Source organism: Brevibacillus sp. NRRL NRS-603 (genome assembly GCF_003013445.1).
GTDB lineage: Bacteria > Bacillota > Bacilli > Brevibacillales > Brevibacillaceae > Brevibacillus > Brevibacillus formosus.
The window spans coordinates 86421-100656 of sequence record NZ_PXZN01000005.1; the positions used below are offsets into that span (position 1 = coordinate 86421).

The window sequence follows — 14236 nt, forward strand, 5'->3', positions numbered from 1 at the left end:
CATTCCCTCCTATTGTTTCATTCGTGGATCGAGAGCGTCCCTGAGGCCGTCCCCAAAGATGTTGAAGCCGAGAACAAGAGTTGCAATTGCGAAACCAGGGAACATGGCCAGATGTGGAGCGGTAAACAAGAAGTCGCGTCCGTTACTGAGCATGGCGCCCCACTCCGGCAGAGGAGGCTGTGCTCCCAGTCCGAGGAACGAAAGGCCAGCGGCGGAAAGAATCGCGGTAGCGAGGCGCATCGTTGCCTGAACGATAATAGGAGACAAAATGTTTGGAAAAATGTGTCTAAAGATAATTGTGAAGTCATTGGCACCGAGTGAGCGGATCGCATCAATGTACTCCAGTTTTTTCACAGTCAAGGTTGAGCCGCGGACGATCCGTGCAAATACAGGAATCGAGAAAATACCAACGGCGATCATAACGTTAAAGAGACTCGGCCCTAAAGCACTTACGATAGCCAGAGAAAGCAGGATTCCCGGGAAGGCGAGCAGGACATCGATGATACGGGAGATAACTGTATCTACCCAGCCTCCGTAATAACCGGATAATAAGCCGAGAATAATTCCGAAAAATGCACCAATAAAGACGGCGACAAATCCGACGGACATCGAAAGCTGTGTTCCGTATAAAAGACGGCTCAGTACATCCCGACCTTTGTCATCGGTACCCATCCAGTGTTCAGCAGATGGTGGCTTCAGCTTGTTAACCAAGTCAATTTCATATGGATCGTAGGGAGCGATGAATGGCGCCAACAGGGCAATCGCGATGTAAAAAATCACGATACAGCCGCCTACCATGGCAAGTTTGTTTTTTCGTAGTTTCCTGTAAAAAGTCCGCCATTTGCTAGGGCGTGCAGCCGCTGCTTTCGGCGGAAGAGCTTGATTGGTTGGTGCGATCTCAACCTTCATGGTGTAACCCCTCCTTTGCTTACGTCAAAGTTATCAGAAAAATGTACGAAGTAAAGGCAATTTGAACAAGTCGTAAAAATAGTGAAAATAGACGTAAAGATTGTGCAAATCAAGTCTTCCGGCTTCCTAGATAATGGGGGAGAAAGGAATGGAGAGAGACAAAGAGAGGGTGGATAATGGATGGGCGTTACCTATTGGTTGACCAATGTTCGTTTGGAGACGGGCTACCGTCGGGAAAATGGTGTCGTCACGGGGACAGAGGCATCCTTGTTTCACATTTTGGTAAAAGACGGAAAATTCGCGCGTATTGTACCAGCGACAGAAAAGCTGACAGACGGTATTTTACAAAAGGATGCAAAAGGCTTATTGGCACTCCCGTCTTTCGTAGAGAAGCATGTTCATTTGGACAAGACGCTTCTGGGAGAACCATGGCGGGCCGTCATTCCTGTGTCCAATATTATTGAGCGCTGCGAAATTGAAAAGCGCACACTGCCGGGATTGCCGACGACCACACAAGAGCGTGCGGAGAATCTGTTGGAGATCCTCTTGTCCTATGGCTCGACGCACGTGCGCACACATGTGGACATTTACCCGGAAGTGGGAATCTCCAATCTGGAATCAGTTAAAGCAGCATTAGCAACCTACGCGGATCGAGTCACCCACGAGATCGTGGCGTTTCCGCAGCATGGCTTGTTGCGTACAGACGCAAAAGCACTCTTGCGTGAGGCATTGCGCCAAGGTGCGACTCATGTAGGGGGCGTAGACCCAGCTAATGTAGATGGCGATATAGAAGAATCCTTGCACCAAATGATGGAGCTGGCAGTAGAAGCAGACGCAGGTGTGGACTTGCATTTGCATGACCCAGGACATTTGGGTGCTTACACGATGAAGCGACTGGCAGCTATGACCGTAGACGCTGGCTGGCAAGGCCGCGTAGCAATCAGCCATGCGTTTGCGCTCGGAGATATCCCTGTTCAAGAAGCAGAAGAGATGGCGACGATCCTGCGGGAAGCGGGCATTACAATCATCACCAGCGTGCCATTTAGCCGCGTGATTCCACCTGTGCAGCTGCTGCACCAAAATGGCGTAGACGTTGCGGTCGGCTGCGACAACATTTTTGACACGTGGCAGCCTTACGGAAATGGCGATGTGCTGGAGCGCCTCTGGCGACTGGCAGAACGCAATCGTTGGCTGGACGAGCTGTCTCTGTCTCAATCGCTGCGTTTTATCACAGGTGGCAAAACGACGCTGGATGCCAACGGAACACAGCTGTGGCCTGCACAAGGGGAAGACGCTAGCCTGGTCCTCGTGGATGCGACCTGCTCGGCAGAAGCGATCGCGCGCCGTGCAGATCGACACGCTGTATTCTTCAAAGGCAAGCTCGCTTCTGGTCAAGTGGAAGAAGTGAACGTTTAAGAGGGGGGAAAAGCCGGTGAAATCTTCTCCTTATTGGATCGTCAACGCTCGATTGGAAATCGGGTATGAGTGGGAAGAAGGCGTGATCAGTGGAACGCGGACAGAGCTGTGCGATTTGCTCATTGAGCATGGAAAAATCACACGCATTGTCCCTTCCAGTGAGATTTTGGAGGATGGGCTGCCTAAAAAGGACGCGAAGGGTTTACTGATCTTGCCGTCTATGGCGGAGAAGCACATTCATCTGGAAAAAACGTATTACGGCGGCCCGTGGAAGGCAACAACTCCCGTAAAAAACTTGTTCGAACGCCACGCTGAGGACAGAGGGCTGTTGCCGAAGTATCTCAAGCAGGCTCAGACAGGAGCAGAAAATATTCTCTCGCTGCTGGTGGAAACAGGGGTTACGCATGTAAGAACGCATTGTCATGTGGACCCACAGGTTGGTCTTGGGTTTTTGGAAGGAATGAAGAATGCGTTTGAGACGTATGCAGACCGTGTCTCCCACGAAATCGTTGCTTTCCCGCATTATGGCATGCTACGTACACAAGCGCGCGACATGGTACGTGAGGCGCTGCGTCAAGGTGCCACTCATGTAGGCGGCGTCGATCCGGGTGGAGTAGACGGCGACATCGAGCGTTCCCTGCAAACGATACTAGAGCTGGCAGTCGAAGCAGATGCCGACATTGACATGCATTTGCATGATCCGGGGCATCTCGGCGTGTTTACGATGAAGCGCCTGGCTGCTCTGACGGAAGAGGCAGGCTGGCAGGGACGTGTCACGATTAGTCACGCGATGGGATTAGGCGATGTTTCGCAGGAAGAAGCCAGAGAGCTGGCACAACGACTCGCCTCCCTAGGTATCTCCATTGCATCGACCGTTCCGATCAATCGCCCGACCATTCCGATTCCATTGCTGCATCAAGAAGGGGTTGCTGTCATGCTCGGCAACGATAGCCTGACAGACAACTGGACACCCTTTGGCAGTGGAGACTTGTTGGAAAAAGCAGGACGACTGGCTGAACGCTTCCGCTTGACGGATGAAAGATCGTTAGGCGTAGCACTCGGCTTCGTGACAGAAGGGCGGATCACTCTCGATGAAACCGGGAATCGCCTGTGGCCATTGCTAGGAGATGAGGCGAGCCTGATGGCGGTCGAAGCGACATGTTCAGCAGAAGCGGTTGCAAGACGTGCGAAGCGCAAGGTCGTTCTTTTCCAAGGCAACAGGGTAGCTGGTGAGTGGTAGTACTACTTTTAAATAGAAAGGATGTCATGAATAGATGTCTACAGCCTATTGGATAACCAACGTCCGTTTGGAGAGCGGATACCGCAAAGAAAATGACAAGGTGGTTGCTACAGATACTGAAGTGGCGCATCTATTAATTGAAGACGGACGAATTGCACAGATCGTGAGTGGAGCTGCTCCACAAACTGAACTGCCAACGAAGGATGCCTGCGGTCTGTTGGCACTGCCGTCGTTTAGGGATATGCACATCCACATCGATAAAACGTACTATGGCGGCCCTTGGAAAGCCGTGACGCCAGTAAAAAACATCTTGGGTCGACTGGAAGAAGAGAGCCAGCTCATGCCGAAGCTGTTGCCAACAGCACAAGAGCGCGCAGAAAAAATGCTGGAATTGCTGCTGTCCGCAGGCTCCACTCATATTCGCTCCCATTGTAATATCGATCCATACATCGGACTCAAAAACCTAGAAGCCACCATGGCTGCACTGGAGACTTTTAGCGGCAGATTGCAGTGCGAGGTCGTGGCCTTCCCACAGCAAGGTCTCCTGAGAAGCAACCAAGTAGAGAACATCCGCCAAGCCTTGAAAATGGGCGCGACCTACGTTGGTGGCGTAGACCCGGCAACCGTCGATCAAAACATTGAGAAATCGCTCGCTACCATTTTTGAGCTGGCAGTTGAAGCAAATGCACCAATCGACGTTCACTTGCATGACCCGGATCATCTCGGGGTGTTTACATTCAAGCGTCTGGCTAAAATGACCGAAGAAGCAGGGTGGCAAGGTCGCGTTACCATCAGCCATGCCAATTCCCTTGCTGACATCAGTTTGGAGGAAGCAGGGGAAGTAGCAGAAATGCTCGCTGGCTTGGGCATTTCGATCACTTCTACTGTACCAGTGAACAGAGGGACGATTCCAATCCCATTGCTCCATCAGAAAGGCGTTTCGGTCTCTCTCGGTGACGACAGTATTACCGATCACTGGTCGCCATTTGGACAAGGCGACAGCTTGGAAAAAGCTGGACGATTGGCTGAACGCTTCCGCATGCAGGACGAGCGCTCCCTGTCCCAAGCACTGGGCTTCATTACAGGTGGGAAGACGCCGCTGGATAAAGAGGGCAACCGCCAATGGCCGAATGTTGGCGACGAAGCGGATATCGTATTCGTTCATGTATCCTCGGCAGCAGAAGCAGTTGCACGCCGGGCGAAGCGCCAAGCTGTGATGTTCCGCGGGAATGTTGTTTCTGGGGCTTTGTAAAATCGAAAAGAAAAGAAAAAAAGGCAGAACCACAGGGTTTTGCCTTTTTTCTGTTTGTAGTGACAATAGTGGCCAAAATGTGGAGTTTATTTTCGTTAATATTAGTTTATTCCAATTTTACTAAACAATAGTATTTATTTGAGTTACTATTAACAAAACTTGCATTTTTCAGATATATTTTCGGGGGTGTCTTTTTGTCGTTCATTGCAGAGACCAAAAACGTAGAACGTATATTTGGTAGAGGGGCAACTGCTGTCAGAGCGCTTGCGGGCGTAAAAATGCGCGTAGAATCAGGACGATTGCTCGTACTAAAAGGCAGATCAGGATCAGGAAAAACGACGCTATTAAACCTTTTAGGTGGTCTTGATCGTCCGACGGTAGGAAGCGTGTACTTTCAGGGACGAGAAATCGGCCAGCTATCGGATCATGAGCGAACGAGGATCAGGCGAAAGAACATGGGCTTTATCTTCCAGTCGTTTGGTTTGCTTCCGCTGATGTCAGCCGCTGAAAACGTCGAGTTTGGACTCCGCCTGTCAGGGGTGCCTGCTGCCGAATGGAGGGAGCGTGTTCGCCAATCGCTCGATATCGTTGGGCTGTCCAAACGGGCGCATCATCGACCGTTTGAGCTGTCCGGTGGAGAACAGCAACGCTGTGCGATTGCCAGAGCGGTTGCGAACAGGCCGACACTACTATTGGCGGATGAACCGACAGCTGAGCTGGATAGTAAAACGGGTCTGCAAATTAGCCGTTTGTTTCGCCAACTGGTGGATGAAGGTACTATGAGCATTGTCATGACGACACATGATCCTGGTGTAATGGAGGTGGCGGACGATGTCTATGAATTGGAGGACGGTCGTATCAAAGAATAGCAAATTAAAATGGGCGTACTTGACCGTTTTCCTGTTGTTGACGGGCTGTTCTCTATTTCCTAAGGAAGAGGAGGTTTTGGCTCCGCCATTAGTGGAGCCGTCGCCTATCAAATATGAGGTGGCAGAAGTTTTACAAGGGACGATCGTAAAAAGTGTGAAAGGAAACGCCTCCTTCACGACCGTGAAAACGGCGGAGCTCTCTTTCCCAGAAACGAAGGGACTGCGGCTGAAATCGTTCTCAGTCCAAGGCGGTGATAAGGTGAAAAAAGGACAGGTACTTGCTGAATTGGATGCGGCTGAAATGGAGAGGGAGATCGAGTCGGCCCAGTATGAAGTGGAGAAGGCAAAGCTGGAGCTGCTTGAAGCCCAGCAGGATAATCACTACGAAGTCGAATCCGCCAAGCTGGATGTTTTGAAAGCAGAGATGAACGCCAAGGTAAACGAGACCAAGCTAGCCAAGATCGAATTGGAAAAGGCTCAGCTAGACTTGGCGAAATTGCAGGATCCCAAGAAGCAGCAGTACGTGGTGGAGCGAGCCAGACTAAACGTGAAGCAAAAAGAGATGGACCTGAAGAACCTGCAACAGCGTTGGAACGAGACCAAGCTGATCGCGCCCTTTGATGGTATTGTGCTGTTTACAAGCAACGGGCAGGTGGGAGATGAGGTGGAAGCGCATCAAAAGTTGGTAACGATAGGCGATCCGAACAAGCTGTTCGTTATGTATATCGCTCACGAGAAAGAGGCGCTGCAAGATGTCAGGGAAGGGATGAAAGTGATTCTCTCCGGCAAAGACGGCGAAAAAGGCGAGGGGACAGTTGTTCAGACGCCACTGCATGTCCCTTCGAATTTACCAGAGGATTTGACGGAGCTGTATCGGAGAAGTCTACTCATTACACCGAAAATCCCTCCAAAGGGCTTGGAGATCGGGACAGGAGTCAGCATTGAGGTGATTGTGGACAAGCAGGATCAGACTCTTATTATCCCGAGAAAAGCACTTCATGATTTAGCGGGCAGGAAGTACGTTCGGGTGCTCGACGGGAACAGCAAGAAGGAAGTGGACGTGGAAACCGGTATCATGACCCAGACGGAGGTTGAGATTCGCAAAGGTCTTTCGGCAGGCCAACTGGTTATTTTGGAATAGGAGGACAATGTCGTGGCGATGCTGCAAATGATCTTGCGGAAAATGATGAATAACCGCTGGCTGGTCGGCAGTCTGTTGATCGGGCTGATCGTCGCTGTCGGATTGGTATCGAGTATACCCGCATTTACGTCAGGGGTACTCCAGCGCATGTTGATCAAGGATATGGAGGAATACCAGAAGAATGCGAAGCGCTTCCCCGGTGGCTTACTGATCGCGGTCAATCAAAACAAACTGGGACAGAATGGGGCGGCTCTTGTAGACGAAATGACTGCTCATCTGCAAAACGAAGTAATCGCTCAGCTGGATGTCCCGGTGTATGCAGAAGTGACAGTTTTGCGGACCATTCCCTTTAATGCCGTCCAGGAAAACATACAGCCGAAGAGCCCGTTCAGTTCCGACAGTTCCCGAATCTATTCGCTGAGCGGACTTGCGCAGCATATGACGCTTGTTGACGGGCGCTTGCCTGCTGCAACCCCCGTTGATGGCGTGTACGAAGCGCTGGTAACGGAAAAAGCGTTAAAGGACCGTCGGATGGTGCTAGGCAGCTTGTATGAGCTGACCACGAAGCAGGTAGAAGGACTCAAGGTGCGAATCAAGCCGGTCGGTGTTTTCAAGGAAAAAGAGGGGAACGATCCTTATTGGTTTGCTTCGACCAGTGAATACTCCAGTGGCTTCGTATTGGATGAACGGCTTTTTCGGAATGTGTTTTTGGAAGAGAAAAATCTGGTCATTTCAACCCAGCTGTATACGGCCCTTCACTATCAATCATTTCGGATCAGTGACACAGAGAAGCTGAATTCATTGGTGGTCGGAATCGAAGGGAAGCTGCAACAGCAGGGATTGAAAAAAGCGGAGATCAACGTTCAGTTTCCGGCGGCTAATCTCGTGGGCAAGTACAATGAGCAAGAGAAGCAATTCAAAACCATTCTCTGGTCGCTTTACATCCCCATTTTCATTATGCTGGGTCTTTATCTCGTGATGATTTCAGGATTAATCGTGGAAAGGCAACGAACGGAAATAGCTGTGCTGGGCAGCAGGGGAGCCAGCAGAATGCAGATTTTTTCTATTTATTTCATGGAGATCGCCATTTTGGGGTTATGCGCTTTTCTGATCGGTCCGTTTGTGGGGATACAGCTTAGCAAGATACTCGGCATCTCGAATGGATTTCTCGAATTCGTTGATCGCAAAGGTTTGGATGTCACCATTAGTCGGGAAGTTTTCGTGTATGCTGCGTGGATGGTGCTTGCCTGTATCACACTCGTTTTGATTTCTGTATTTCTGGCAACTAGGCAAAATATCGTCACGCATAAGCAAAACATGGCGAGAATGAGTGGATATGCCATTTGGCACCGACTGTTTTTGGACGTATTGCTGCTTGCGGTTTCGTGGTATGGATGGTACTCCTATCAAAACGCCGCTGAAACCGCAGCAAAAACGAGCGAAGGGGCTTCGGCCATCTCGATCGATTTCCTTCTCTTTTTTGTCCCCGTTCTGTTTTCGCTCGGTTTTGGCCTGCTGCTTCTACGATTGTACCCGTGGCTTTTACGTCTGATGTCTTGGGCAGGACGCTCCTTCCTCCCGCTTTCTCTGCATACGACGCTGGTTCAGGTAGGGAGAGCTCCACGGCAGTATCATTTTCTCATGCTGTTTGTGACGATTACGGTCGCAGTAGGAATGTTCAGTGCAAGCATGGCGCGGACGATCAATCAAAATGCAGAGGAGAGAATCCGTTACCAAATCGGCGCGGATATTCGTTTGAAGGCAGAGTGGCAGAGCGACAAACCGGAAGTAACGGTCTATCGGGGAGGAATGAATGCGGAAGATGGTGAGGGTGCAGAAGTGGAACAAGCGCCTCCAGCTCCTCCAGTTCAGTATATAGAGCCGAATTTCGGAGTGTACAGTCGACTGCCTGAGGTTGAACACGCAACAAAAGTCTTTGTGAACGGGCTGGCGGAGGCTTCCTTTCGGGGTGATCCTGTGAAGGACATCACCTTGATGGGGATCGAGACCAAAGAGTTTGCAAAGACCGCTTGGATGAAGTCTGACTTGCTGCCGCATCACTTCCACGATTATTTGAATTTGATAGCAAAAGAACCGCGTGCCCTATTGCTGTCTCGCAGCCTCGCTGACAAGCTGCAAGTGGTGGAGGGACAAACCATCCAGCTCGGTTGGGGAGATTCACGCAGGGTTGAAATGATTGTGTATGCCATCGTGGATTACTGGCCGGGATGGAATCCTGCGCCTGTAAAAAGCACATACGGAAACAGTGTAGAAGAACAGTATTTGGCAGTAGCCAATCTACCGTTCGTGCAAGACAAGATTCGCCTGGAGCCGTATGAGGTTTGGATCAAAATGAAAGAGGGATCGTCTTCTGAATCGCTTTACAACGGTCTGTCACAAGAGGGAGTCAAGCTCGCCATGCTGAATAATGCCAAACAGCAAGTCATCCAGATGAAAAACAACGCATTTTATTTGGGGCTGAACGGATCGCTGACGCTTGGGTTCCTGCTTTCCATGCTGGTCACCTTTATCGGCTACGTGTTGTACTGGGTGCTCACACTTGGAGCCAGAAAATTGCAATACGGCGTGTTCCGAGCGATGGGAATGCCATTCAGACAGCTTCTTGCCATACTCGCGTGGGAGCAGCTCTTGACGTTTGGCGTCGCTTTTGCGATTGGAATGACAGCGGGCAAGCTGGCAAATAGCCTGTTTTTGCCTGCACTCAGTCTCTATTTGCATGCCGATAAGCAAGTTCCCCCCTTTACCGTTATTTCGATGCCGCAAGATGAACAAATCATTTATACGTTCATTGCTGTGACACTCGTTATCGGAATCGGGATCGTCGGTATTCTGCTGTCACGGATGCAGATCCATCAAGCCGTAAAGCTAGGGGAGGATTAATCCGATGATCGTATGCGAAAATTTGGTGAAAATCTACAAGGCAAATGATTTGGAAGTGGTGGCGCTGCAAGGGTTGGATTTGCGTGTAGAGGCTGGAGAGCTGATGGGGATCATCGGGAATAGCGGCAGCGGAAAATCAACACTTCTGAACATGCTGGGAGGGCTGGACCGTCCCTCGGCAGGAAAACTTTCCGTCGCGGGAGCTGATTTATTTCGATTGACGACTTCCGAGCTGGTTCAGTATCGCTTGCAAACCGTAGGTTTTGTCTGGCAGAACAACGCCCGGAATCTGATTCCTTATCTATCCGCGCTGCAAAATGTGGAGATGCCGATGCTTTTGCGGGGCAAGCGAAAAAGGGAGCGCGCCCACGAGTTGTTGGAACTGGTGGGGCTGGGCCACCGAAAAAAGAACAAGCTGAGCGAACTTTCCGGAGGCGAGCAACAGCGGGTAGCCATTGCGATCGCGCTTGCGAACGAGCCCAAGCTGCTTTTGGCAGATGAGCCGACTGGCAGTGTAGACACTCGAACGGCAGCTATCATTCTCGATTTGTTTCAAGAGCTGAACCGTTCGTTTGGGCTAACCGTCGTCATCGTGACTCATGACTTGGAGCTGGCACGCAAAGTCGATCGTGTCGTAGCAATTAGGGACGGGAAAACGTCCAGCGAGCTGTTGCGGCGAAAAGGAACGGAAGATAACACTTCCGAGTCTCGGGATGAGTCAGCTAACGCGGACACTCATGAAGAATTGGCGGTGCTTGATCAGGTGGGGAGGCTGCAGATCCCAATGGAGTACCTCCAGGCGATTCAGGCGGACGGCAAGCTGCGAATCGAGCTGGAAGAAGATCGAATAATCCTAAAGGCTCCTGTAGCCTCTACAAAAACAGACACGCGAATGTGACGTGTCTGTTTTTGTGTTCATTTGCCTGCACCTAAAATGCATGGCACCAGCATAAAGGATCATCTCCCCCGCAATGAGGGCAACAACCTCCTGTATAGCGAAGTCGAATTTGATCGGAATGCAGTACACCATAGTCCGTTATCGGTTCGACGCCCGGGATTGGTTCGTCTGGGACCTCGCGCACTTTCATGTCCGACCACTTTCCGTTCCAGGAGCATATACTGCATGTTAATTTCTCAGCTGTAGGATGCAGCGCATTCTCGATGACGATCATACATTCTTGACTGTTGGTATGACAAACAGGACAATCGTGAAGTTTCATGATTCATCTCCTTTCAAGTTTGCTTACATTCCCAAAATAATCGACAACAACCTCACGGAATTCTTGAGCAGCTCGCGAAATGTACCGACTCCTGTGCCATAACAATGCGATTTCCCGTACCAATTCGTGATTCTCTACTTGGAGATACGTGATTTGTTCACGAGAATCTCTTGCCGTGCTTGGTATGAAGGCTATGCCAATTTCTGCTTCCACCAGCTGGATTAGCCTTGCAGGTTCATCTCCCTCATACACATAGGTGGGTGCAAATCCAGCTGACTTGCAAATAGCGTCTACGAAATCGCGTGTACCGTACCCTTTCTTTACACCGACAAACGATTCATCCCTCAGCTCTGTCAAAGATACGATGCTTCGGTCTGCCAGTCGATGTCCTTTTGGAACAGCTACGAGGATAGGGTCAATGAACACGATTTGACATTCAATGTCATCGTCTTGTATAGGAGGGGAGGACAGGCAAAAATCAACCTCTCCTCTATGAAGAAGCGTAACCATTTCCTGGGTGGTCAGCATTTGTACATGAAATTGGATATCGGGCCGCTTTTTCCGAAACTCTCGAAGGATATTGGGCAGCGTACTTGCAGTAGTCACTGCTAATTCAAGCGTGCCATGCTCCGGGTTGGACAAATCGCGAAGCTCCAGTTTCCCCTGTTCCAATTCAAACAAAGCTCTTTCCACCCGGCAGAGGAATTTGCTTCCGTACTCATTCAGACGCAGCTTTCTCCCTGTACGATCAAATAGAGGGACTCCCAGATCCTCCTCCAATCGTTGAATCGTTTTGCTTAGGGACGATTGGGTCACATGCAGACTTCGTGCAGCTTCGGTCACATGCTCCATACGAGCTACCGTAAGAAAGTATTGCAGTTGAAGAAGTTCCATTTAGCCCCTCCATTCATTCCTTTCAATCAATGAAATCATAACATGAAATGCGTTGGAGTAAATGCTTGGTTTCCATTACGATATCAACAAAACGCTACAAGGAGGGCTGGAAATGGGGGCTCACAACAGGTGGTTGATGATTTCCGTTGGACTAGGGATATTGTTGAACCCATTAAATTCTTCGATGATTTCTGTTGCGATTGCAAGGCTGCAAAATGTGTACAGTCTTGATTTCACGGTTGTTTCGTGGATTATTTTCTCGTTCTACATTGCGAGTGCAATCGCTCAACCTGTCATGGGAAAAGCAAGTGATTTGTTCGGCCGCAAGAAGATATTTCTTACCGGGCTTGTCGTATCTTTCGTTGCTTCCTTATTGGCTCCATTATCACCAAACTTCGGGTGGCTCATTGTATTCCGAATTGTGCAATCGATTGGAACAAGCATGATGGTTGCCGTTGGAATGGCCATTGTACGAATCCATATTACGGAGAAGCAAGCGACTGCGCTTTCCGTACTGTCCATCTTCCTGTCTGGAGCAGCAGCGATTGGACCTTTTATTGGCGGGGTATTGCTTCATTATTGGGATTGGTCTGCGATCTTTCTCATTAATATTCCGTTCGTGGTGGCGAGCTTGCTGTTAGCCTGGAGGATGATTCCAAAGGATGAATCGGCAGCATCTGTTGCACATAACATGTCCTTTCGAAAATGGATGGAGTTGATTGATGCAACAGGGATCGTACTCTTCGCAGTCGGTCTGGTTGCATTGCTCGTTGGATTGCTTTTTGCAAAATCATCGGGGCATGTCTCAGGGTGGCATATCATGGTTGGAGGGATCGGCCTCGTTACACTGGGAGCTTTCGTACGACATGAGTTAAAAACGACTTCCCCGTTTATTCCTTTGCGGACATTCGCGAAGTATCCTGCGATGACGTGGGTCAATATCGAATTCATGCTCGTTAACGTCCTTTTTTATTCGCTTTTTTTCGGACTTCCGTCCTACTTGCAAATGGTTCGTCATGTCAGTGAGTTCGATACAGGAATGCTCATGCTCAGCTTAGGTTTATGCTCACTCATTGTGTCTCCACTAGCAGGACGATGGATTGATCGATCAGGACCTCGGCCGGCATTGGTCGTATCTGCTATGCTGATGACATTTGGGTCATTGTGGCTCGTGACGTTAAACCAAGATTCACATGTGATCAGTGTGTGTGTGGCATTAGCGGCATTCGGCATTAGCAACGGGTTAAACAATGTCGGAATGCAAGCAGCCTTGTTCAAAAGCTCTCCAAAAGAAATCATCGGCGTAGCATCCGGATTATTTAATACATCCAGATACCTGGGAACCATTCTCTCCTCATTATTGATCAGCATTGTCATGGGAGATAAGTTTAGCGCCGAGGGTTTGCAAGTGCTTGGCATTATCCTCACGACAATCGCGTTGTCTTTGGTACTCATGAGTTGGCGACGGAAATCAAGGCAGTGGGGAGAGTCGTAGGTTCACCCATCCCTATTCAAAATCGCAGGCATGGTTCATAACAAATTGTTTGAATTTTTCAGTGGCAGGTGATAAATATCTCCCTTCTACCCAGGCAATTCCAATGGTTCGTTGGCACTTCGGGCTTTTGACAGGGATTTGTGTGATCTTACTCTGGTCCGTTCCTTTTAAATTGGGCAAAAGGGAGATTCCCAGTCCAGCAGCGACCAGTCCTGCAACGGTATCTGCTTCCTCTCCTTCAAATGTAATGGGAGGTGTAATTCCCGCTACTTGAAACAATTGCTCGACGGTGATACGAAGGGAGTAGCCTTGTTTTAAATGGATAAAGGATTCATCTGCAATCTCTTCCAAAGTAATCGAGGTGCGATTTGCATATTTGTGGTCTTTGGGGACAATCACAAACAGTTCTTCATTCCAAAGAGAGTTCCATACAAAGGGTGATTTCATATCCATAGGAGCAAGTAGACAAAGATCAAATTCTCCTCCTTGCAACTGATTCATAAGCGTATGGGAGGGACCTTGTCCGAGTCGAAAATGAATGTTTGGGTAGAGGGAGCGAAAAGAAGCTAGTAAATCAGGGATGCGACTGGTACTTAACGTGTGCAGAAGCCCAAGAGACACTTCTCCCTGATCTGGATCAAGTAAATCCATGATCTCTTGTTTTCCTTCATGAAATTCCTTCATCATATTTTCGACTCGCTTTAAAAAGAGATGACCATATTTATTTAGCCGAATCGAACGTCCCTGACGGTCAAACAGGGGCACGCCTATTTCATCCTCAAATCGGGCAATCGAACGACTAAGGGCAGACTGGGAAATCGAGAGAGCTTCGGCAGCATGTGTCACGTGTTGGATTCTCGCCAGGGTTTGAAAATATTCGAACTGTTGCCATTCCATTC

At 49.5% G+C, this 14236-nt stretch carries 12 protein-coding genes; 8 read left to right on the plus strand and 4 right to left on the minus strand.

Features of this window, described 5'->3' with window-relative positions:
- Positions 1 to 9: 9 nt before the first annotated feature.
- Complete coding sequence (gene nikC / locus C7R94_RS01940; RefSeq protein ID WP_106778235.1) at positions 10 to 909, minus strand: nickel transporter permease; 900 nt, start codon at positions 907 to 909, stop codon at positions 10 to 12.
- 180 nt (positions 910 to 1089) lie between these two features.
- Here nikC and C7R94_RS01945 point away from each other — a divergent pair, with 180 nt between their 5' ends.
- From C7R94_RS01945 to C7R94_RS01975, 7 genes are all read left to right on the plus strand, one after another.
- Positions 1090 to 2325 carry an amidohydrolase gene (locus C7R94_RS01945; RefSeq protein ID WP_106778236.1) on the plus strand — a complete coding sequence of 412 codons (1236 nt, stop codon included), beginning with the start codon at positions 1090 to 1092 and terminating at the stop codon, positions 2323 to 2325.
- A 16-nt stretch (positions 2326 to 2341) separates the two neighbouring features.
- The gene (locus C7R94_RS01950; protein ID WP_106778237.1) at positions 2342 to 3565 is read left to right on the plus strand and encodes an amidohydrolase; all 1224 of its coding nucleotides are present in this window, start codon (positions 2342 to 2344) and stop codon (positions 3563 to 3565) included.
- A gap of 34 nt (positions 3566 to 3599) precedes the next feature.
- The gene (locus C7R94_RS01955) at positions 3600 to 4817 is read left to right on the plus strand and encodes an amidohydrolase family protein (protein WP_106778238.1); all 1218 of its coding nucleotides are present in this window, start codon (positions 3600 to 3602) and stop codon (positions 4815 to 4817) included.
- 194 nt (positions 4818 to 5011) lie between these two features.
- A complete protein-coding gene (locus C7R94_RS01960) occupies positions 5012 to 5686 on the plus strand; it encodes an ABC transporter ATP-binding protein (protein ID WP_106778239.1) in 675 nt (224 codons plus the stop codon).
- Positions 5649 to 6827: an efflux RND transporter periplasmic adaptor subunit gene (locus C7R94_RS01965; RefSeq protein WP_106778240.1), complete on the plus strand. Its 1179-nt coding sequence runs from the start codon at positions 5649 to 5651 to the stop codon at positions 6825 to 6827. The genes C7R94_RS01960 and C7R94_RS01965 overlap by 38 nt, the downstream gene beginning before the upstream one ends.
- Before the next feature lie 18 nt (positions 6828 to 6845).
- Positions 6846 to 9728, plus strand: coding sequence for an ABC transporter permease (locus C7R94_RS01970; RefSeq protein ID WP_233220451.1), 2883 nt, complete (start codon positions 6846 to 6848; stop codon positions 9726 to 9728).
- Positions 9729 to 9732: 4 nt separating this feature from the next.
- Positions 9733 to 10626, plus strand: coding sequence for an ABC transporter ATP-binding protein (locus C7R94_RS01975; RefSeq protein WP_106778242.1), 894 nt, complete (start codon positions 9733 to 9735; stop codon positions 10624 to 10626).
- Between the two features lie 31 nt (positions 10627 to 10657).
- Here the strand turns inward: C7R94_RS01975 and C7R94_RS29835 are convergent, their stop codons facing one another.
- A complete protein-coding gene (locus C7R94_RS29835; RefSeq protein ID WP_146142753.1) occupies positions 10658 to 10948 on the minus strand; it encodes a hypothetical protein in 291 nt (96 codons plus the stop codon).
- Between the two features lie 3 nt (positions 10949 to 10951).
- On the minus strand, positions 10952 to 11842 hold the full coding sequence (locus tag C7R94_RS01980; RefSeq protein WP_106778243.1) for a LysR family transcriptional regulator: 891 nt from the start codon (positions 11840 to 11842) through the stop codon (positions 10952 to 10954).
- A 112-nt stretch (positions 11843 to 11954) separates the two neighbouring features.
- Between C7R94_RS01980 and C7R94_RS01985 the strand changes: the two genes are divergently transcribed.
- The gene (locus C7R94_RS01985; RefSeq protein ID WP_106778244.1) at positions 11955 to 13337 is read left to right on the plus strand and encodes an MFS transporter; all 1383 of its coding nucleotides are present in this window, start codon (positions 11955 to 11957) and stop codon (positions 13335 to 13337) included.
- 12 nt (positions 13338 to 13349) lie between these two features.
- Here C7R94_RS01985 and C7R94_RS01990 read toward each other — a convergent pair whose 3' ends face one another.
- A complete protein-coding gene (locus tag C7R94_RS01990; RefSeq protein ID WP_106778245.1) occupies positions 13350 to 14234 on the minus strand; it encodes a LysR family transcriptional regulator in 885 nt (294 codons plus the stop codon).
- Positions 14235 to 14236 lie beyond the last annotated feature (2 nt).

Excerpts from the sequence above, each read along its gene's own strand:
- nikC (WP_106778235.1), bottom strand. The coding sequence starts at position 909 with ATGAAGGTTGAGATCGCACCAACCAATCAAGCTCTTCCGCCGAAAGCA.
- C7R94_RS01945 (WP_106778236.1), top strand. The coding sequence starts at position 1,090 with ATGGGCGTTACCTATTGGTTGACCAATGTTCGTTTGGAGACGGGCTAC.
- C7R94_RS01955 (WP_106778238.1), top strand. The coding sequence starts at position 3,600 with ATGTCTACAGCCTATTGGATAACCAACGTCCGTTTGGAGAGCGGATAC.
- C7R94_RS01965 (WP_106778240.1), top strand. The coding sequence starts at position 5,649 with ATGTCTATGAATTGGAGGACGGTCGTATCAAAGAATAGCAAATTAAAA.
- C7R94_RS01970 (WP_233220451.1), top strand. The coding sequence starts at position 6,846 with ATGCTGCAAATGATCTTGCGGAAAATGATGAATAACCGCTGGCTGGTC.
- C7R94_RS01975 (WP_106778242.1), top strand. The coding sequence starts at position 9,733 with ATGATCGTATGCGAAAATTTGGTGAAAATCTACAAGGCAAATGATTTG.
- C7R94_RS29835 (WP_146142753.1), bottom strand. The coding sequence starts at position 10,948 with ATGAAACTTCACGATTGTCCTGTTTGTCATACCAACAGTCAAGAATGT.
- C7R94_RS01980 (WP_106778243.1), bottom strand. The coding sequence starts at position 11,842 with ATGGAACTTCTTCAACTGCAATACTTTCTTACGGTAGCTCGTATGGAG.
- C7R94_RS01985 (WP_106778244.1), top strand. The coding sequence starts at position 11,955 with ATGGGGGCTCACAACAGGTGGTTGATGATTTCCGTTGGACTAGGGATA.
- C7R94_RS01990 (WP_106778245.1), bottom strand. The coding sequence starts at position 14,234 with ATGGAATGGCAACAGTTCGAATATTTTCAAACCCTGGCGAGAATCCAA.